The organism is Vibrio sp. MACH09 (genome assembly GCF_033238805.1).
GTDB lineage: Bacteria > Pseudomonadota > Gammaproteobacteria > Enterobacterales > Vibrionaceae > Vibrio.
In genome coordinates, this window is the sequence record NZ_BSFZ01000001.1 from 315,052 (window position 1) to 335,487 (window position 20,436).

Genomic DNA, 20,436 nt, shown 5'->3' on the forward strand with positions numbered 1-20,436 from the left:
AGCTAATATGCGCAAGATAGTAATGGCAGTTATCGTGGCATCTATTCTCGGATGTAGCTCAACAGAGCATCGAGATCCTGTTGAAATAAAACAAGTACTTAACGAAGCCGTTAATGATGCTAATAGCAACAGCTTGGATGAGTTGCCCGCAGCCGTGCGAGCTGATCTTATGCCCGAATTTAATGACTCATTATCTAGTGCACCGACATCTTTAAAACGATTTAGGGTGCAAGCTAATGCGGTGGAAGCGTCGACATTTTTTACCAGCATACTGAAAGGAACGGGTTATAGCGCGGTGATTCACCCCGGTGTGGTAGGACAAATCACCATGAATCTGACGGATGTTACTTTAGATGAGGTGCTTGACGTTACACGAGATATTTATGGCTATGATGTCGTCAAAAATGGAAAAATAGTTCAAGTTTATCCTGCAGGAATGCGAACAGAGACGATAGCGGTAGATTACTTACAGTTCCAACGACGTGGTCGCTCATTGACGTCTATCACCACCAGTACCGTATCCACTAAAGGGGATAACAATAACTCCAGTAACAACTCTGACAATAATTCTAGCAATAACTCTAGCTCTTCCAATAGCAGTAACAACAGTAGCAACAATAACAGCAGTAGTTCGTCGGAGACGGTTACTGGTGGTACGACGATCGAAACCATTAATGAGAGTGATTTTTGGCAGCAATTGCAAACGTCTATTAGTTCACTGGTTGGCACCGAAGGCGGTAGAAGTGTTGTTGTTAACCCGCAAGCAGGTGTTATCACCATCAGAGCTAAGCCTGATGAAATCCGAGAAGTAAAACAGTTCCTGAATATTTCACAACAAAGGTTAGAGCGCCAAGTTATTTTAGAAGCGAAAATCTTAGAAGTGACATTAAGTGATGGTTACCAGCAGGGTATTAACTGGACGAACCTAAGCAGTACTCTTGGCGGAGGTTCGATAAATATCGCAAGGACGGCAATCTCTACGGTACTACCCGGTCAAGACTCTATTGGTGAGTTACTTGGCGGTCAGACGAACGTAACGATCTCTGATGGGAACTTTGAAGCCGTATTGAGTTTTATGGGAACCCAAGGTGACTTAAATGTGCTGTCTAGCCCACGAGTGACTGCCGCCAATAACCAGAAAGCGGTGATTAAAGTGGGGGTGGATGAGTACTTTGTCACCGATGTTAACATCGAGTATGTATTGGTGAATGGAGAAAATGAACGTCAAATTGATTATGAGTTTACACCGTTTTTCTCTGGTATTTCTCTGGATGTGACGCCACAAATTGATGATAAAGGTAATGTACTTCTACATGTGCACCCTGCGGTTATTGATGTTGAAGAGAAAACCTATGAATTTATCAATAACGCTCCTATGGCGAGAAGCTCTATTCGTGAGTCCGACTCCGTTATTCGGGCGAAAGATGGTGATGTGGTGGTGATTGGTGGGTTAATGAAATCAAACACGCTAGATAAAGTCTCAAAAGTGCCATGGTTGGGCGATATACCTGGCTTAGGTAATCTATTTCGAAATACAACTAAGCTAACTCAAAAAACGGAACTGGTTATTCTATTAAAACCTACGGTGGTAGGTGTGAATACTTGGCAACAAGAGATAGAACGTTCACGTAATTTAATACAAGAATGGTTCCCTGAGTAAGGTATGTATCAGGACTTTTTTGGCTTCGAGCAAGACCCGTTTGGTTTAACGCCTAATACCAAACTGTTTCATGCGCTGCCGCCTCATTATGAAGCGATAAATACCGTTTTGTCATCAATAGAGATGGGAGAAGGCATTATCAAAGTGACCGGAGAGGTAGGGACTGGCAAAACCATGGTTTGTAGGATGTTGATTAATCAATTGGTTGATAAAGTGAGTTTAATCTACATTCCAAATTCAGTACTTTCTGGTGATACTTTGCGTCAAACCATTGCCAATGAACTGCAGGTAGATACAAGTAATGACGTCGCGATGGTGGATAATATTCATAGTCGATTGTTAGAGCTCTGCAGCAGCGGTCAAAAAGTCGTCGCATTAATTGATGAAGCGCAAGCCTTAACCGATGAAGCATTAGAAGTTTTACGGTTGTTTGGCAACCTTGAGACTGAACAAAATAAGTTATTGCATATTGTTTTACTTGGACAGCCTGAACTGGATAGACGTTTAGAGCAGGATCATATGCGCCAATTTAGGCAGCGAATCACTTTTAATGCCAAATTGCGACCATTAACACTCTCTGAAGGGTGTGCTTATATTCAATTTCGTCTAGAAAATAGTGGTGCAACAGAGCCACTGTTTACATTGAGACAGAGAAAATCTATTTGGATCGCGGGCCATGGTATACCAAGGTTGATCAATCAAATTTGCCATAAATCACTTATATTGGCCTTTAGTCTGCGAGAGAAGAAAATTCGTAATAGCCATATATATGAAGCGATCCAAGATACTTTTGATGCTCGAAAGCCAAAACACAAAGCACCATACTTATGGGGTTGGAGATAATTATGAGTGTGATAAACAGTGCCTTAACCGACATTGCAGATAAAAAAGCGTCGAGTTTAGATAGCGATAATCAAGAGAGTAATAACCAAGAGAACAATAACCAAGAAAGTAGCAATCGCACGGCTAACGGCATAAATACGCTCGCCGCCAACAACATGACCAAAGCGAATATTCCTCATGTTCGTCAAAGTAATAAGCTTGTATGGGCAGTAGGAGGCTTTGTTTTAAGTCTCGGAGTGGGCAGTTGGGCTGTTTCACAGCAAGAGGTCTTAGTTAATGAACTGCAACAGCTCTCTTTACCAGTCACAACTTCACTTGTTTCTGGCTCGACAACTTCCCCCACCACGGAGTCAGTGCTGTCTGTTTCGGAACAACGGGTTGAAAGCTCTACCGTTACGCAGCAAAACTTAACGTCATCGCCGACGGTCAGCCTTGCATCTACTGAAACGATTCAACTTTATCCTAATGGTGATAATGACTTTGAAATGCGGGATGCTGAGATGAAGAGCTTTAAGGAAATTGACCTTAAAGCCACGGCTGGTGAAGCAAATGTTCAGCAAGAAAGTGCCGCTAAAGTAAAAAAAATGAACCTCACTGATGTTACAAAAGCAAAGGTAACCGCAGTAGAAAAAACGACAGCAGTTTCAAATAGCAGTAGTAAGCCTGCACATGTTGTGGCTCAAGTCGCTGTCGCGCCGAAAAAGACGGCGCTTGGTGAGATCGCAGTGGAACAAGTCGAGTTGTCGCCTAATACTTTGTCGGCTAATGCCATTGAGCGAGGTAAAAAAGCGTTAGACAGCAATGAGTTGAGTGAGGCCATTCAAGAGTTTGAGAATGCCATAAAGTATCAACCTAATGATGATGAAACTCGTAAGCGCTTGGCTGCCCTTTATTATGGGAAAAAGGATATTCGTCGATCGGTTGAGGTACTGCAACAGGGTATTCGTTTAAACGAATCAAGTCAGGGGTTACGGATCGCTCTGGCAAAAGTTCTGATAAAAGAAGGTCAAGCCGAAGCGGCGCTGAGCCCGTTGGTTTATCTGCCTAGCAATGTAAACATTGACTATTTGGAGTTGAGAGCAGCACTGTCTCAGCAAGTGAAGAACCAAGAAATTGCCACAGAAACGTATCAAATATTAACCCAGCGAGCGCCAGACAATGCTCGATGGTGGTTAGGCTTGGCTATTCAGCAAGAGAGAGCTCTTGAGTATCAGAAGGCGTACCATTCTTATCAAGCGGCCATCAATAAAGTTGGTGTCTCCAAGCAGACTCAGGCTTTTATTCGCGAACGGTTGACGTTGCTGAAAGATTTGCAGGGAGAGTAAAGTGCAGATTAAGTTAAGAAAGAGGTTAGGCGACCTGCTGATAGAAGAGAACATTGTTACTGAACAGCAAGTGGATCAGGCGTTGTCTGCGCAGAAACAGACCGGAAGAAAGCTTGGTGATACGCTTATTCAGTTAGGTTTTATCAGTGAAAAACAGATGCTTGAGTTTTTATCTCAGCAGCTCTCTTTACCCCTTATTGACTTAAGTCGCGCTGATATTGATATTGATGCCGTTCAACTTTTACCTGAAGTGCATGCTCGTAGAATACGAGCCTTGGTCATTGGCCAGAGTGCGAATAATTTACGTGTTGCCATGAGTGACCCCGCCGATTTATCGGCACAAGAATCCTTATTTGGCCAACTAGCGCAATACCAAATTGAGTTTGTCATTGCCTCTGATAAGCAATTGGTAGATGGGTTTGATCGTTATTATCGAAGAACGAAAGAGATAGCTTCTTTTGCTGAGCAGTTGCAAGCAGAGCACCAAACCACAGATAGCTTTGAATTTGGTACGCTGTTGGAAGGTGATAGTGAAGAAGTTACGGTAGTAAAGCTGATTAACTCCCTTTTTGAAGATGCCATTCAAGTTGGGGCATCGGATATCCATATAGAGCCAGACATTAACGAGCTGCGTATCCGGCAGCGTATTGATGGCGTGCTGCATGAAACCCTTTTAAATGAGATCAATATAGCGCCGGCATTAGTCTTACGACTTAAGCTTATGGCTAACTTGGATATATCTGAAAAGCGCCTACCTCAAGACGGTCGTTTTAATATCCGAGTGAAGGGACAGTCGGTTGATATACGTATGTCTACCATGCCCGTTCAGCAAGGTGAATCAGTAGTCATGCGTCTATTAAATCAAACCTCAGGGGTTCAACGGCTAGAAGATTCTGGACTGCCAGATGACATCTTAGTGCGTTTTCGCAGACAGATTCGTCGCCCTCACGGTATGATTTTAGTTACAGGGCCCACAGGTTCAGGAAAGACCACGACCTTATATGGTGCTTTATCAGAGCTAAATGAGCCGTCTAAAAAAATCATCACCGCAGAGGATCCTGTTGAGTATCGACTTTCTCGGGTTAATCAGGTCCAAGTAAATCCCAAAATCGATCTCGATTTTTCCACTATTTTACGAACATTTCTACGGCAAGACCCCGATATCATTCTAGTCGGGGAGATGCGAGATCAAGAAACGGTAGAAATTGGATTAAGAGCCGCATTAACGGGTCACTTAGTATTAAGTACATTACATACTAACGATGCGGTGGACAGTGCCTTGAGAATGATGGATATGGGAGCGCCGGGTTATCTTGTTGCCAGTTCTGTTCGTGCGGTACTTGCCCAACGGCTGGTAAGAAAAGTATGCCCTGACTGTGCCAAACCAGAGTCGTTAGATATGGCGAAACATAGCTGGCTAGAGAGCCGTTTTCCTAATCAGTCTGAGGCAAGTTTTACTAAAGGTCACGGTTGTCAAAACTGTAATTTGACGGGCTATCGTGGTCGAATTGGGGTTTTTGAATTTCTGGAACTGCAAGAAGATATGATGGACGCCTTGCGGGCTAATGATGCGGTAGAGTTTGCAAAAAGAGCAAGAGTAGCTCCCGGCTATAAGCCGTTATTGGTTTCGGCTATGGAGTTGGCTTTAAATGGGGTCGTTAGTTTGGACGAAGTGATGAACCTTGGTGAAGGTGATGCAAGCGGTCACTTAGAACCTACCTATATCTAAGGATACGGAATGGCTAATTTTCGATATCAAGGTAGAAATATAGATGGTAGCCAAGTGAATGGTGTCGTCGAAGCCGCAACGGAAGAGTTGGCTGCAGAATCATTGATGAATAAAGGTATTATTCCTACTTCTATCACCCATGGCGGCGTTAGTGGAGGGTTAGGCAGTATTGATATTAGCCAATGGTTTGTTCCTGCTCTTCCTTTAGAGATCTTAGTGATATTTTGTCGTCAAATGTATAGTTTGACTAAGGCAGGAGTACCACTACTGCGTTCAATCAAGGGTTTATCGGCGAATACACACAATAAACAGTTAAAAGCCGCACTTGAAGATGTGGTCAATGAACTGACGAATGGTCGTAGTTTGTCGGCAGCCATGGGGGTTCACTCAAAAGTATTTTCACCTCTGTTTATTTCAATGATTAACGTTGGTGAAAACACAGGTCGGTTGGATCAGGTGTTGTTGCAGTTGAGCGGCTATTATGAGCAGGAACTTGAAACTCGTAAGCGCATTAAAACGGCGATGCGTTACCCCAGTTTTGTTATTACTTTTGTCATTATCGCTCTGTTTGTTCTCAACATCTGGGTGATCCCTCAATTTACCGGAATGTTTAACCGGTTTGGTGTTGAGCTTCCATTACCAACACGGGTTTTAATTACAACATCTAACTTTTTTGTAGACTATTGGCAATGGATGCTTGCCGCATTATTCTCGGCTGTTTTTGCTTTTAGAGCTTGGGTTTCTGGTGACTCAGGAAGAGAAAGGTGGGATGGCATTAGATTGAGAATACCCATTGTAGGCAGTGTTATAAATCGTGCTCAAATGGCACGCTTTTCTCGAACATTTTCACTAATGTTGCAAGCGGGGGTACCACTGAACCAATCTATTGCATTAGCTGCGGAGTCTATGGGCAACCGTTATTTAGAAGTTCGTTTATTGGAGATGAAGTCGGCTATTGAAGCTGGGGGATCAGTTTCGAATACGGCGACGAACAGCGGTATTTTTACCCCTTTGGTGATCCAGATGATTTCCGTTGGAGAAGAGACGGGACGAATTGATGAACTGCTGGTCGAAGTGGCGGATTTTTATGACCGAGAAGTGGATTACGATCTGAAAACTCTAACGGCAAGAATAGAGCCAGTGTTATTAATTTTTGTCGCATCAATAGTGTTGGTATTGGCGTTGGGAATATTTCTACCAATGTGGGGCATGTTGGATGCTATTCGCGGAGTTTAATATTGGTCCCAGCTATCTCAATGCTCGGTTTATGGTTTGGTTAACGGTCACTGTTTTGCTTATGACCGCGTTGTTATTTAGCTGGCGAACCATTGAACCGGAGGCAACACAAACGGCTTATATTGTGGCGGCGAAATCAATGCTAGAACGAGCAAATGAGCTTAAGCAAATCTGGTTAGTAAAAAAGAGTCCAAGTCGCTTAATCATTGATGGTGATGAGTATAGATTTAATCCTTATGGTTGGCCTGTTTTTGGTAATGAAAACAGTCATGGGTGTCAAAAAGGGTTGCAAGCGTTATTTCCTGAAGAGGATATATTTGGTGAAAAACTACTAAGTTATGATTTTCATCAAATAGAGGGAGGCTATATATGCCGTTATAACTATCCCGATAATAATGCTATTGTTATTAAATTAGTAAATAGCAAGTTTTTAGTCAGTGCAGAATTTTTTGATTTATAAGTTTTGACACTAAGTTTACAAAGTTTCCGTTAGTAATCTCTATACTGCGTCGACTTGAACGATGGAAGGTTATATGAAAAAACAATCTGGTTTTTCTCTAATGGAACTGGTGATTGTCATTGTAATTTTGGGGCTGTTGGCGGTTGCTGCACTTCCCCGTTTTTTAGATGTTACCGATGAAGCTAAGAGAGCGAGTATCGAGGGGGTTGCGGGTGGATTTGCTACGGCAGTCTTGTCGGCACGAGCTCAGTGGGAGGCAGAAGGTAGGCCGAAAACCAATAACTTAAATGTGGTTGATTATGATGGAACCAATTTCTTGTTGACTGATTCAACAAACAATAATTTTCGTGATGGTTATCCGATATCGCTTTATGGTGGAAGTAGCGTGACGGCAGTGACGGCGGCTATTTGTAAATCATTGATGGAAGAGCTATTGCAGAATCCACCATCCGTAGATGTTAACGCAACAACGAGTCCAGATTATATTGCTTCGGCGCTGAGCAGTACTGAATGTCAGTATCAGCAGCAAGAGAATGGAACCAGTCATAACTTTGTCTACCAAGTATCGGCAGGTCGAGTGACGGTTAATTTAGTTAATTAGTCATTAATAAAGTGATTTACTGAGCATTATTCCGTATAAATAAGCATTATGATTTATACTAGTTAGTATTGGAGCAGCAACTATGCCGTTTGCAATACATAGAAAGCTGCAATCAGTGGTAACAGGCAAAGAGAGAAATAGATTATGAAAAGAGCAGGTGGTTTCACCCTTATTGAATTGGTAGTTGTGATCGTTATTTTGGGTATTCTTGCCGTTACAGCTGCGCCACGATTTTTGAATTTGCAAAAAGATGCGCGTGTTGCATCTTTACAAGGTTTATCAGGTGCAATAAATGGTGCTGCGGGTATCACTTTTGGTAAAGCAGCGATTGAAGGTTTGGAGAGTAAAGCTAAAGCTGATAACCCAGAGATTACGGAAGGGTCAACAACCATTAAGATTACCTATGGTTACCCTGTTGCTACCGACGATGGTATTGGTAAAGCAGTAACAGGACTAGCTAACACAACGGATTGGACGGCATTTGCAAATAGGAATAATGCGAGTAGAGCAACAAGCTATAGAATTACATTTGCTTCTGACTCAATTAATAATTATGCCGGCATCACAACTTGTTATGTGCAGTATGATGAGCCAACCACATCTGGTTCTGCACCCGTCATAACGGTAGAAGATACCTGTAATTAGTAATTCGAAAAGGCCTGCAAATGCAGTAATGCCGATCAGTTAAGGCATTAATTACAAGATCAATTGAACGATCCTGTCAGTGTGTAAGAATCCGATATCGGTTAATTGATATCGGATTTTTTTATGCGTTTTGAGAGCGAACTAGCAACAGCTTTTAAGTCTTGTAATACCTTCAGTACATTTGAAAAATATGCTGAGTTATTATCTCCAGAGCTTATTCAACAAGGTTTTGAGAAGGCTGGAGTAGCTACTATTAGAAAGCGACGCTTACCACTGGAAACAGTTCTGTGGTCAATTATTGGAATGGCTCTGTACCGACAGAAATCGGTCTGGGATATTGCTACTCAGATGGATATTATGTTGCCAGATAAAAAACCACTTGTCGCTCCTAGCGCTTTAGTTCAGGCAAGACAGCGCTTAGGCTCTGACGCTGTAAAAGAAGTTTTTAAAGCTGTTTCTCAGCATGGATACGAGACGAACTCATTCGAAACGTGGGCTGGGCTCAATCTTCTCGCTGTTGACGGTGTTGTATGGCGAACTGCTGATACAGCAGAAAATCATAAGGTGTTCGAAACTCAAAGTAATCAACATCGCGAGAATACTTATCCTCAAATCCGTATGGTCTGTCATATGGAACTCACCAGTCATCAGCTTATCAACAGTGCGTTCTCAGGTTATCGTACCAATGAAATGGTACTGGCAGAGCAACTTATTGAAGCTACGCCAGAGCATTCATTAACCATATTTGATAAAGGTTACTACTCATTAGGACTACTCAATCGCTGGCATCAAAGCGGAGTGGAACGGCACTGGCTCATTCCGGCACGAAAAGATTTAAATTATGAAATCGTGCATCGAGCAGGGAAGAATGACTGCCGTGTTCGCCTTAAAACAACTCCGCAATCTCGTAAAAAGTTCAATGAGTTACCGGAGTATGTTGATGCACGCCTTGTAAGTAAAATCATTAACGGAAAAGAATATCGAATACTCACTTCTATGATAGATGAAATGCGCTTTCCCGGAGATGAGATAGTTGAACTTTACCGTTATCGCTGGGAGATTGAGCTAGGTTATCGGGAAATGAAGCAGTCACTGTTAAACAGTGAATATACGCTGAGAAGTAAGAGACCAGACATGATAGAGCAGGAACTATGGGGGGTACTGCTTTGTTACAACTTGATACGTCTAGGAATGACCGCAGCAGCGAAAAAGCTTGATAGTGTATGGCCAAATCAACTCAGCTTTACCAGTTGCTCGATGGCTATTACTCAGTTTTTTGCCACACTTCCCCTAACGAGCCCGGGAAATATCCCTAAACACTATGAACTATTATTAGAACAGATGGGTTATTTTAAGCTTCCCCCAGGCGAGAAGATAGGTCTTACCCAAGGCGGGTAAAGTCGAAACCGAGGAAGTATCCAGTTAATAAGAAAAATGCCAATCAGCTTAACTGACTGGCATTACTGCAAATGCAGGCCTTTTTTTCAAATTGTTTAGATCTACGGTTTCCTACAGTTTCTCCCTTTAAATATCTTATATACTCTAATTAGTTAACAAATGATGGAACGAAGATGTATGCGTTTAGCTAAGTGCCGACGGACTGGCTTTACCTTGGTTGAGTTGGTTGTGGTGATATTATTACTTAGTATCCTCTCTGTGTACGCTGCGAGTCGTTATAGTGGTGCCAGTGGTTTCTCTGCATACGCTGCGCAGCAGCAAGCCATTACTGTTATCCGTCAGATTCAGCTAAGTCGAATGCAATCCAATGTCAGTACAGTTTCTTCCAATTACCAGTTATCTGTCTCTGATAGTTGTCTTGGCTCGGTAGCGAGTTGTGCCACTACCGAAGCGCGTAGTAATCGACTAGAGTTACCCGATAATATCCGTTTCTCTCAAACTATGACCGTAGGGTTTGATCTGCTTGGGAATCCGGCCTGTTTATCAACAGCGTGCCCTACAGATTACAAAATAGAGATAGTCAGTTCAGCGGATACGTTAGCGGTCTGTATTAATAACCAAGGGTATGTTTATGGCTGCTAAAAACTGTCGAGGTTTTACCCTTATTGAAAGCATTATCGCTATTATTTTAATGGGGTTAGCCATGACCTCTCTAATCACTTTTCTCTTTCCGCAAGTTCAAGACTCTGCACGGCCTCATTATGAAGTGAGAGCCGCGGCGTTAGCCAATAGCTTTCTAACCGTTATATTGGCAAGAGGTTATGATGAAAATAGCGATATTGATGGTGGTATTGAACGGTGTGGCGAAGGGACAAGAGTCTGTTCCGCGACATTTGGGCCAGATGGCATCGATGAAATTGAAAATAGCGTACGTAAACCACAAAACTTTAATGATGTAGATGACTATATTGGCTGCTGGACAACCAATAGTGCGAGCGAGGCTTATTGCAATAATAGAGTCGGCAATTTAAATGATATTTTTGGCAATAGCATCAGTGATGAATATGCTAATTTTGCCGCCAATGTCGAAGTCACTTCAGACTCGATTGACGGTAACAGTGAGTTTAAGAAAGTTACGGTTACCGTCACGGCGGGACAGTTTGGTGACTACCGTTTCTCTGCGCACAGAGGTAACTTTTAATGAGAGTAAAAGGGTTTACCTTAGTAGAAATGGTGATGGTGATGGTTGTTATGGGCATCATCTTTTTAGGCATAACTGGGTTTATTGAGCTTGGAGCAAAAGGGTATGTTGATACGGTTGACCGGCAGAAAGTACAGAATCAGGCTCGTTTTGCTATAGAGAAATTATCTCGTGAAATTCGTCATGGGATTCCAAATAGTTTTGCTACCGTAACGAACAGTGTTGGAGACAAATGCTTAGAGTTTTATCCAATCGCTCGTTCTGGTTTTTACTCTCAAAACGAGGTCAGTGGAAGGGTTGACTTTATTATAGGTAATCAAGGTGAGCGCTTACCAACCAGTAATAGCGAAAAGATGGTCATTAACCCAAGCAGAATTGAAGACTTAACCAGTGAAACTCAGTCAGTGTCATTGGCTAATTGTCGAAACAGCAGCAATGATGAGTGCACTGAAGAGGAAAAAAGTAGTGGTGTATTCGTATATTCAGTAGACGATGATTTTGACAGTCATTCTATTGCTCGACGTTATTATAGTTTTAACGGCAAGGTGACTTATTGTATTAGTACCACTGGAATGATCACGCGAAACGGGATCAGCGTAGCAGACGGAATCAACCATAATCAAAGTAGCTTTAGCTATTTAGATGCCAGTTTACAGCGTAGCGGATTGGTACATTTGGATTTTCTGTTTACCAACCCTGAGCAAGATGAGCAGAGTTTTTATAAGCATGATGTGCAGGTGTTAAATGTCCCATAAAAGAACAAAACAGCAGGGAAGTATGATTCTTGTCGCCGTATTTGTCATCGTGGTGATGGGGTTACTTGCCGCTAACTTGAGCCGAATACAGTGGTCGAATCAAGATACCTTGTCTCGTGAAGTGCTTGGCACACAAGCATGGTTTGTTGCTCAATCTGCTAATGAGTGGGCGTTAGTGACGCTATTTCCAATCACTAATCCTGCTAGTAGTGTGACGCTCGCGCAGTTGGATCAGCGTTGTGATAGCGTCAACAGCCCAGCGAATAATGTTGTCAACGATATTACTGATGGCGTGCCATGCCGAATAAACGCCATTCGATGCAGTAAACCTGCCTCCTCTTTGCCTGATGAGCTAAAATACTATCGTGTAACATCCAGTGCTATTTGTAGTTCAGGAACCATTTTCGAGGTTCAGCGAGAGCAGGATGTCTGGGTTCGGGCATTAGGAGAATAAGATGCGATATTTATGGATGACATGTCTGCTGCTATTTTCTTTTCCCACTATAAGTGCCACCACTTGTAATGTGCTTGGACATAAAGATTTTCATCTGGTTTTTGAAATGTATCGCTCTCCATGGAATCAAGCTATCGATGCTTATCAAAGTGGTAAGAATAACGATATAACTATGTTTGCCTCAGACAGGTTTTCTAGCGATCTGCTGGTGGATAGTCAATTACTCGGTTCTATTTTTCCTTTTTCTCGTCGCTATGAAGGGATGATCACTTATGATGCGTCGGAAAAAAGACTTAACTACTACAGGCGTAATGTTGGAGATGCTCAATGGGGAGAAGTGAAAGACAGCAAAGACTATGATTTTAAGAATGGCAATATGTTGCTTAATAGTCGAGCTGATTTTATTTGGTTTTTAGCCCCTGATATCACGCAGTGTGAACGTTCTCTCCCTATTATTGATACTCCTCACTTCCCCCTAACGGATCATTGCCCTACGACGGCGGCTCAAACTTGGAAAAACAGCAGTGCTAAAGTCACATTGCAGCAGCCGGGTAAAATAATTAATGCACCGGGGCGAGAGTTAGGTTTCTCTACAATCGATGACAACTATAACCGCTCATGTAATGACGGGCGTTGTATCGCTGAGAGCGGGCGAATAAAAGAGAGCAAGCCTCCGTTTAAGGAGCCAACCTTATTAGCCGGTAGTATTTCAGGCAATACTATTTTGCCCGGACATCATTCATCGTTAACCATCAAAAATAATCGGGTGATGGACGGTGGTGTTTATTATATTGACGAACTACTTAAGATAGACGGTGGAAAGCTCACCATCAGAGGGAAAACCACGTTATATGTCAATAAAATGGAAGTGGTTTCTGGAGGCAAGATTGAGGTTAAATCAGCCAATCCAGATGATCTAGTGATTGTTTCTATTGATGGGCGAAAAGGAAACTCAGAGCTTATTTTAAAGTCGACTTCGACAAATAAAGTTTATGCTCACCTATATTCAGAGCGATACACAGAGCTATCGGATAGCATTAACCTGCATGGTTCAGTCACCACTAAAGAACTGATAATTAAGGACGATGCTCAGCTTACCACTAAGCTTCCTAAAGAGTGTGATGTCTCCCCTCCAACTAGCTATAAGGTAGATATCACACCTTTAAAAGAGTTTGCCTTGGTGTGTGAAGAGCCTCAACTAACCGTTACTGTTCGAGATCAAGCTACTAATGAGGTGGTTACTGATTATAACGGCCAAGTCTCACTAACCTTACCCGGTAGTTTATCGGTGAAAAGTGTCGTACCAAATCAAACCATTGGTGGAAGTTATGTTACCGATCAGGGGATTTTAAAAGCGACACTAACCAGCAGTGATTATGGACAATTTTCTATCTCTGCACTGCTAGACAGTGGGGAGAATGGGAGCAGCGAGTTATATGTTGCGCCATATCGGTTTGATATCCAAACGAAAGACGTTGTTGATAGTAATGGCATAGAGGTTATTGCCGCGAAAAACCAAGCTTTTACCATCAGTGCGTTGGCATGCAATGACGGTTCTGTTGATGTTGTCAGTAACTACCAAGGAGATAGAGAGTTATCTTTGAGCAACGAAACGCTAGAAAATCCTCGCCAGAATCAAGGCGCAAAGTGGGGGGAACTTAAGGTAATGAATGAGTCTGGCCAGCAGATGTTACCAAAAGAGTCGTTTCGTTTTACTAATGGCGTTGCATCAGGAATTGTGAACTACACGGAATCGGGTTCCATTAGCGCGTTAATGACCGATCCGGACTTTAGCTGTCCAGAGGGGTTTGACTGCGAAACAAATGATAGCAGTAGTTGGCAAGGCTTATCTGGAGTAGCAGAGATAAACTCTCGCCCTTGGACATTTTCGGTTTGTGATCCGGATAACTCCAGTATGGCGGGTACATCCAGCGGTGGAGATGGGTTTAAAGCGGCAGGAGAAGATTTCAGCTTAAAGGTTGCCCCTATTGTTTATCAGGATGGTGGCACGGTATCTGGTGACGTTGATGTGACGAGTTACTGTGGTGCAACAGTGACAGAGAACTTCTTTATCACTGGAGGTCCATCTGCCACCGTTTACTTGAAAGGTACTTTAGCGTCGCCCTCATCGGGACAGATCGGAACCGGATCCAATCTCATTCTTGCTAGCGGCGAGTCAAAATTGCATGACCAGCATCAAAGTGATAGCGAAGGTCGTTATTATCTGTTTGATCAACTTTACTGGAATGAAGTTGGTAGTTTGAATGTTACTGCAGATATAGGTGGCGTTGACTATTTAGCTCAACAAATTAATAGTGGCTCTCGAAATGTAGGCCGTTTTTACCCTGGAAAACTAACCATTAATCAGACAGATATAGTGAGCGATATTTGGCAATATAAACAGGGACATAATGGGTTTGCTTATATGGACCAGCCGATTACTCACCAGTTTATGGTTCAAGCAGAAAGTGCACGAAATGATAGTAGTGGCAAGCGGATATTAACCACGAACTATGGTCGTTTTGATGATAACTATATTGTTGCCATTGATTATTTTGCCATTGCTCAAACGGGAGTTAGTAACGGTTGGCAAGTGATTGATTCGGGCAGCAATCAACGAATAGAAAATGGTGATAGTTATCAATGGGCGGGAAGTGATTGGAAGAATGGCAGTACTAACGACTCTTTTGCCTTGATGCCTGTGGTGATCTCTAATTTTCAGTTCAACAAGCAACAAAACCCGGATGTTGCGAATACTTCTATAGTGGATGGCCCATTTTCCTCTGTCGCCACACAGCAAGCCATTTTTGGTCTTAAGGTGACAACCGCTGATGCCGAAGTGGACTTTGCCAATCTTAATTTTGGAGCGGAACTGCCGGGTGAAACCTCTCATACTGCCAGTCAGTTTTCGGTTCAGCCAGAGTTTCGCTATGGCAGAATGACGTTAAGCGATGTAGGGGGAAGCCAGAACGGCTCGATTTCGATACCGCTTAAGGTAGAGTATTGGAATGGTGACGTATTTAAGATCAATGATAAAGACAGTGCAAGTGAATTTGTGGCTGACTATTACTGCCGTGAAAAGATATGGAGCGATGGCTCACAGGCATCGAGTGCGGCATTCAGTCTCAATGGTGATAATAAGGTGCTGTTGGGCTTAAACTCTGGATTAAGCGCTCAGCAAGGTTCTAATCGTCGTGAACAAGTACGTTTATGGCTTCGACAACAAAACACGATTCCTAGTGATTTGACTTCGTCTGACTGTTTTTCCTCTGCCAATACGGTTGATCAACCTTGGTTGCGTTATAACTGGCGAGGAAAAGGTGACGAAGATCCCTCTTCAGTTGTGACTTTTGGCGTTTTTCGTGGAAACGATAGAGTGATCTTTCGTGGTGAGTCGGGGTTAATAGGTCAGTAATATCGTAAAAAAAAACCATTTCACTAACAAATTGTTAGAAAAATAGAGATTAACCCCATGTTTATGCGTCAATGCCTTGCTGTAAAGGCAATGCATTGGTACATTTAGTGCAATTTTGTCTTCTAATATTATCCGATGAGCGAAGAGTATGTTTAAGAAACTTCGTGGTATGTTTTCAAATGACCTATCAATTGATCTAGGTACCGCTAACACACTAATTTATGTAAAGGGACAAGGCATCGTTCTTGATGAGCCTTCAGTTGTTGCAATAAGCCAGAAACGTGCAGGTAGCGCAAAGAGTGTTGCTGCAGTAGGGCATGAAGCAAAACAGATGCTTGGTCGTACGCCTGGTTCTATTTCTGCTATCCGTCCTATGAAAGATGGCGTTATTGCCGATTTTTATGTCACTGAAAAAATGCTGCAGCATTTTATTAAACAGGTACATGACAATAGCTTCTTAAAACCAAGCCCAAGAGTATTGGTTTGTGTTCCATGTGGTTCAACGCAAGTAGAGCGTCGAGCAATTAAAGAGTCAGCACATGGCGCTGGGGCTCGTGAAGTTTATCTTATCGATGAACCGATGGCAGCTGCAATTGGTGCAGGACTTCGTGTTTCTGAGCCAACAGGTTCTATGGTTATCGATATCGGTGGTGGTACAACAGAAGTTGCGGTTATCTCGCTCAATGATGTTGTGTATTCATCGTCTGTTCGTATAGGTGGTGACCGTTTTGATGAGTCAATCATCAACTATGTTCGTCGTAACTACGGAAGCTTGATTGGTGAAGCCACAGCAGAAAAAATCAAGCATGTGATTGGCTCAGCCTACCCTGGTGATGATGTCGATGAAATTGAAGTGCGTGGTCGTAACCTTGCTGAAGGTGTGCCGCGTAGCTTTACGCTAAACTCCAACGAGATATTAGAAGCACTGCAAGAGCCATTAACGGGCATTGTTTCTGCTGTAATGGTTGCACTAGAGCAGTGTCCTCCAGAACTGGCTGCTGATATTTCTGAAAACGGTATGGTGCTTACCGGTGGTGGTGCATTACTGAAAGATATCGACCGTTTGCTAATGGAAGAGACAGGTATTCCAGTCGTTATTGCTGAAGATCCACTAACGTGTGTGGCTCGTGGCGGCGGTAAAGCTTTAGAAATGATTGATATGCATGGCGGTGATCTTTTCAGTGAAGAGTAGTTCCATTAATCCACAGAACAAAGGTGGATTGGAATGACACCAATTTTTGGCAGAGGCCCTTCTCTGCAATTGCGTTTGTTTATTGCTATATCGATATCAGCCAGCCTTATGCTGGCTGATAGTCGTCTGGATGCTTTTTCTGGAGTACGTTACATACTGAACAGTATTGTAGCGCCCATCCAATATACCGCCAATTTACCAAGAACCATGTTTGATGGTCTCTATCAGCGCTTTAATTCCCGTCAGCAGTTAATTGACAATACTGAATCGTTAAAACGAGAAATCCTATTCTTAAAAAGTCGAGTAGGGTTACTGGATCAATACGAAGAAGAAAATCAGCGTTTACGTAAATTACTTGGTTCTCCTTTTGTTAGAGATGAAAAGAAAGTTGTAACGGAAGTTATGGCGGTGGACTCTTCCCCTTATCGTCATCAGGTGGTCATTGATAAAGGTTTGACGGACGGTGTGTATGTTGGTCAGCCTGTTATTAATGAAAAAGGCATTGTTGGGCAAGTAACCTTTGTTGCGGCACACAACTCTAGAGTATTGTTATTGGTGGACGCCAATAATTCGATCCCTGTTCAAGTGGTAAGAAATGATATTCGAGTGATCGCTTCTGGTAAGGGTGAGCTAGAAAATATCTACCTAGAACATATATCGTTAAGTACAGATATTCGTGAGGGTGATTTATTAGTCACCTCTGGGTTGGGTGGTTTATACCCAGAAGGGTATCCTGTTGCTTATGTGTCGGAAGTTGACAATGATAACAGCCGACAATTTGCTCAGATTAAAGCTGACCCTGTCGTGGAGTTTGACCGATTGCGTTACTTACTATTGATTTGGCCTAATGAAGATCGTCAGAAAGAGGTGAAATCTTCCGCTGGCGATATTGAACAACAAGCAGGAGACACTAACCGTGGGGAATAGTGTTTTTCGAGGCAAGAGTGTTATTTGGGCAACGTTTTTAGTTGCTCTTATTTTACAAACCATTCCGTGGCCCGGCGGTATGGAACTTTTTAGGCCTTCGTGGCTCATATTAGTAACCTGTTACTGGGTTCTTGCACTGCCACATAGAGTGAATGTCGGAACGGCATTGATACTAGGTTTGATTTGGGACTTGCTACTTGGCTCTACCTTGGGAATTCGAGGTATTGTCATGTCACTAACGATATACTTGGTTGCCGCCAATTTCTTGGTTTTAAGGAATATGGCACTTTGGCAGCAAGCAATGTTTATTGCTCTGTTAACTGTTTTTGCTGAGTTCTTTGAATTTGGTGGCGAATATCTCATTCAGGATGTCTCTTTTAATACCATGTCATTATGGTCGAGTTTAGTTAACTGTATTTTGTGGCCGTGGTTGTTTCTGTTGTTGAGACGTGTAAGACGTCATTGGCACATAAGATAAGGTTTTTGTCACTGTGGGTAACGATAATACAGTAAGCACTGAAGCAGCTGTGAGTGAAACGGATTCCGATAGAGCCATTTATTTGGCGTCGTCTTCTCCAAGAAGAAAAGAACTTCTCCAGCAGTTAGGTTATAACTTCACTATAGTTAAACCAGATGTAGAAGAGGTTCGGCAGCACAGCGAGTCGCCGCAAGAGTATGTATTGCGGTTATCACAACAGAAAGCGTTAGCTGGATTAACCATGATCCAAGATAACGGTGTTGTAATTGGCTCTGATACCGTTGTGGTGCTGGAAAATCAAGTATTAGAAAAACCAAAGAATTTTGAAGATTCAAAACAGATGCTTTTAGCACTGTCTAATAAAAAACACCAAGTGATGACAGCGGTTACTGTGGTTGACAATAACCAGAAGTTTTCAGAAGTGATCATTACCGACGTGTGGTTCAAAGCGCTAGATAATAATGAAATAAGCCAATATTGGCAGACCGGCGAACCATGCGACAAAGCTGGCAGTTATGGAATACAAGGACTCGGGGGACGTTTTGTCACTCGTATTGAAGGGAGCTACTATGCTGTAGTGGGCCTACCTCTATTTGAAACTGATCAGCTGTTGCATAAAATTTTATAAGCTTAATGAGGTGCTCTCATGAGTGCAGAGTTGTTGATTAATGTTACCCCAAGTGAAACTCGTGTTGCGATGATTGAAGGCGGTGTTCTTCAAGAAGTTCATATTGAACGTGAAGCGCGTCGCGGTATCGTAGGAAATATTTATAAAGGTCGAGTTTCTAGGGTTTTGCCTGGTATGCAAGCGGCCTTTGTGGATATTGGTTTAGAGAAAGCCGCTTTCTTACATGCGTCTGATATTGTGCCTCATACAGAGTGTGTTGCTGAAAATGAGAAGCAGCAATTTCAAGTTCGAGACATTGCTGAATTAGTCAGGCAAGGGCAAGATATTGTTGTCCAAGTTGTTAAAGACCCTTTGGGTACAAAAGGTGCTCGTTTAACGACAGATATTACACTCCCTTCCCGTTACTTGGTCTTTATGCCAGGTGCTAGCCATGTTGGTGTCTCTCAACGAATTGATAGTGAAACAGAGCGAAATCGACTAAAAAATATTGTTGCTGACTATTGTGATGAAGATGGTGGTTTTATTATTCGCACCGCTGCAGAAGGTGCCGATGATAAAGAACTGTCTCAAGATGCCATATTTCTAAAGCGTCTCTGGCAGAAAGTCGGAGAGCGTCGTAGTAAATACAAAACGCGTTCTACTCTCTACGGTGAACTTGGATTAGCACAACGTATATTGCGTGACTTTGTTGGCACCGAATTGACCCGTATTCAGGTGGATTCACGTCTCGTGTTTGAAACTTTGAAAGAGTTTACTTCCGAGTTTGTCCCTGAACTGAGTGATAAATTAGAGCTCTATGAGGGAGATAAGCCGATCTTTGATATGTTTGATGCAGAGAACGAGATTCAACGTTCACTGGATAGAAAAGTTGAACTGAAGTCCGGTGGCTACCTAATCATTGATCAGACAGAAGCGATGACAACAGTGGATATTAACACTGGTGCATTTGTGGGTAGAAGAAACTTAGAAGAGACCATATTTAATACCAACATTGAAGCGACTCAGGCTATTGCTCGCCAACTTAGATTACGGAATCTCGGTGGTATTATCATTATCGATTTTATCGATATGATGTCAGAAGATCATCGTGAAAGAGTTATCAATTCATTGCAGCTTGCGTTATCTGTAGATCGGGTGAAAACGAACATTAATGGCTTTACACAACTCGGTTTGGTAGAGATGACTCGTAAGAGAACCAGAGAGAGTATTGAACATGTTCTCTGCTCCGGTTGTCCGACGTGTGAAGGCCGAGGTTCAGTGAAAACGGTAGAAACAGTCTGTTATGAAGTTCTACGGGAAATTACACGTGTTAACCGAGCGTATGATGCCGATAAATTTGTGGTTTATGCCTCTCCTGCCGTTGCAGAGACATTAGAGGGTGAAGAATCGCATGCATTAGCAGAGCTTGAGGTATTCATTGGTAAGCAAGTGAAAATTCAGGTAGAGCCTCTGTATATTCAAGAGCAATTTGACGTTGTGATGATGTAGT

At 42.6% G+C, this 20,436-nt stretch carries 18 protein-coding genes and 1 pseudogene; all 19 read left to right on the forward strand.

Annotated features, from left to right (window positions below; genetic code table 11):
* Window positions 1–7 precede the first annotated feature (7 nt).
* The 19 genes and pseudogenes from mshL (at window position 8) to rng (ending at window position 20,435) form a co-directional block, all read left to right on the forward strand.
* Entirely contained in the window at window positions 8–1,660 is a 1,653-nt protein-coding gene (gene mshL / locus CHJ_RS01410) for a pilus (MSHA type) biogenesis protein MshL (RefSeq protein ID WP_317916685.1), read from the forward strand.
* Window positions 1,661–1,663: 3 nt separating this feature from the next.
* A complete protein-coding gene (locus CHJ_RS01415) occupies window positions 1,664–2,503 on the forward strand; it encodes an ExeA family protein (protein WP_171752438.1) in 840 nt (279 codons plus the stop codon).
* A gap of 2 nt (window positions 2,504–2,505) precedes the next feature.
* Window positions 2,506–3,828, forward strand: coding sequence for a tetratricopeptide repeat protein (locus CHJ_RS01420; RefSeq protein ID WP_317916686.1), 1,323 nt, complete (start codon window positions 2,506–2,508; stop codon window positions 3,826–3,828).
* Between the two features lies 1 nt (window position 3,829).
* Window positions 3,830–5,557 carry a GspE/PulE family protein gene (locus CHJ_RS01425; RefSeq protein WP_171752436.1) on the forward strand — a complete coding sequence of 576 codons (1,728 nt, stop codon included), beginning with the start codon at window positions 3,830–3,832 and terminating at the stop codon, window positions 5,555–5,557.
* A gap of 9 nt (window positions 5,558–5,566) precedes the next feature.
* Window positions 5,567–6,793 (forward strand): type II secretion system F family protein, encoded by a 1,227-nt coding sequence (locus CHJ_RS01430; protein WP_317916687.1) that lies wholly within the window; start codon window positions 5,567–5,569, stop codon window positions 6,791–6,793.
* Window positions 6,774–7,253, forward strand: a complete 480-nt coding sequence (locus CHJ_RS01435; protein WP_171752434.1) for a hypothetical protein — start codon at window positions 6,774–6,776, stop codon at window positions 7,251–7,253. The genes CHJ_RS01430 and CHJ_RS01435 overlap by 20 nt, the downstream gene beginning before the upstream one ends.
* Window positions 7,254–7,326: 73 nt before the next feature.
* The gene (locus CHJ_RS01440) at window positions 7,327–7,854 is read left to right on the forward strand and encodes a type II secretion system protein (protein ID WP_171752433.1); all 528 of its coding nucleotides are present in this window, start codon (window positions 7,327–7,329) and stop codon (window positions 7,852–7,854) included.
* A 144-nt stretch (window positions 7,855–7,998) separates the two neighbouring features.
* Window positions 7,999–8,499 (forward strand): type II secretion system protein, encoded by a 501-nt coding sequence (locus CHJ_RS01445; RefSeq protein ID WP_317916688.1) that lies wholly within the window; start codon window positions 7,999–8,001, stop codon window positions 8,497–8,499.
* A 123-nt stretch (window positions 8,500–8,622) separates the two neighbouring features.
* A pseudogene (locus CHJ_RS01450) lies at window positions 8,623–9,953 on the forward strand (IS4 family transposase).
* A gap of 121 nt (window positions 9,954–10,074) precedes the next feature.
* The gene (locus tag CHJ_RS01455; RefSeq protein ID WP_171752431.1) at window positions 10,075–10,539 is read left to right on the forward strand and encodes a prepilin-type N-terminal cleavage/methylation domain-containing protein; all 465 of its coding nucleotides are present in this window, start codon (window positions 10,075–10,077) and stop codon (window positions 10,537–10,539) included.
* Window positions 10,529–11,098 carry a prepilin-type N-terminal cleavage/methylation domain-containing protein gene (locus CHJ_RS01460; protein WP_171752430.1) on the forward strand — a complete coding sequence of 190 codons (570 nt, stop codon included), beginning with the start codon at window positions 10,529–10,531 and terminating at the stop codon, window positions 11,096–11,098. The genes CHJ_RS01455 and CHJ_RS01460 overlap by 11 nt, the downstream gene beginning before the upstream one ends.
* Window positions 11,098–11,853, forward strand: a complete 756-nt coding sequence (locus CHJ_RS01465; RefSeq protein ID WP_317916689.1) for a PilW family protein — start codon at window positions 11,098–11,100, stop codon at window positions 11,851–11,853. Before CHJ_RS01460 ends, CHJ_RS01465 begins: the two co-directional genes overlap by 1 nt.
* Window positions 11,843–12,307, forward strand: coding sequence for a hypothetical protein (locus CHJ_RS01470; protein WP_171752428.1), 465 nt, complete (start codon window positions 11,843–11,845; stop codon window positions 12,305–12,307). Before CHJ_RS01465 ends, CHJ_RS01470 begins: the two co-directional genes overlap by 11 nt.
* Window position 12,308: 1 nt before the next feature.
* Entirely contained in the window at window positions 12,309–15,722 is a 3,414-nt protein-coding gene (locus CHJ_RS01475; RefSeq protein WP_317916690.1) for a DUF6701 domain-containing protein, read from the forward strand.
* Window positions 15,723–15,870: 148 nt separating this feature from the next.
* The gene (locus CHJ_RS01480) at window positions 15,871–16,914 is read left to right on the forward strand and encodes a rod shape-determining protein (protein ID WP_171752426.1); all 1,044 of its coding nucleotides are present in this window, start codon (window positions 15,871–15,873) and stop codon (window positions 16,912–16,914) included.
* A 33-nt stretch (window positions 16,915–16,947) separates the two neighbouring features.
* The gene (gene mreC / locus CHJ_RS01485) at window positions 16,948–17,841 is read left to right on the forward strand and encodes a rod shape-determining protein MreC (protein ID WP_171752425.1); all 894 of its coding nucleotides are present in this window, start codon (window positions 16,948–16,950) and stop codon (window positions 17,839–17,841) included.
* Entirely contained in the window at window positions 17,831–18,319 is a 489-nt protein-coding gene (gene mreD, locus CHJ_RS01490) for a rod shape-determining protein MreD (protein WP_171752424.1), read from the forward strand. Before mreC ends, mreD begins: the two co-directional genes overlap by 11 nt.
* Window positions 18,320–18,368: 49 nt before the next feature.
* The gene (locus tag CHJ_RS01495; protein ID WP_317918060.1) at window positions 18,369–18,947 is read left to right on the forward strand and encodes a nucleoside triphosphate pyrophosphatase; all 579 of its coding nucleotides are present in this window, start codon (window positions 18,369–18,371) and stop codon (window positions 18,945–18,947) included.
* 18 nt (window positions 18,948–18,965) lie between these two features.
* Window positions 18,966–20,435, forward strand: a complete 1,470-nt coding sequence (gene rng, locus CHJ_RS01500) for a ribonuclease G (protein WP_171752423.1) — start codon at window positions 18,966–18,968, stop codon at window positions 20,433–20,435.
* The last annotated feature ends 1 nt before the right edge of the window (window position 20,436 follow it).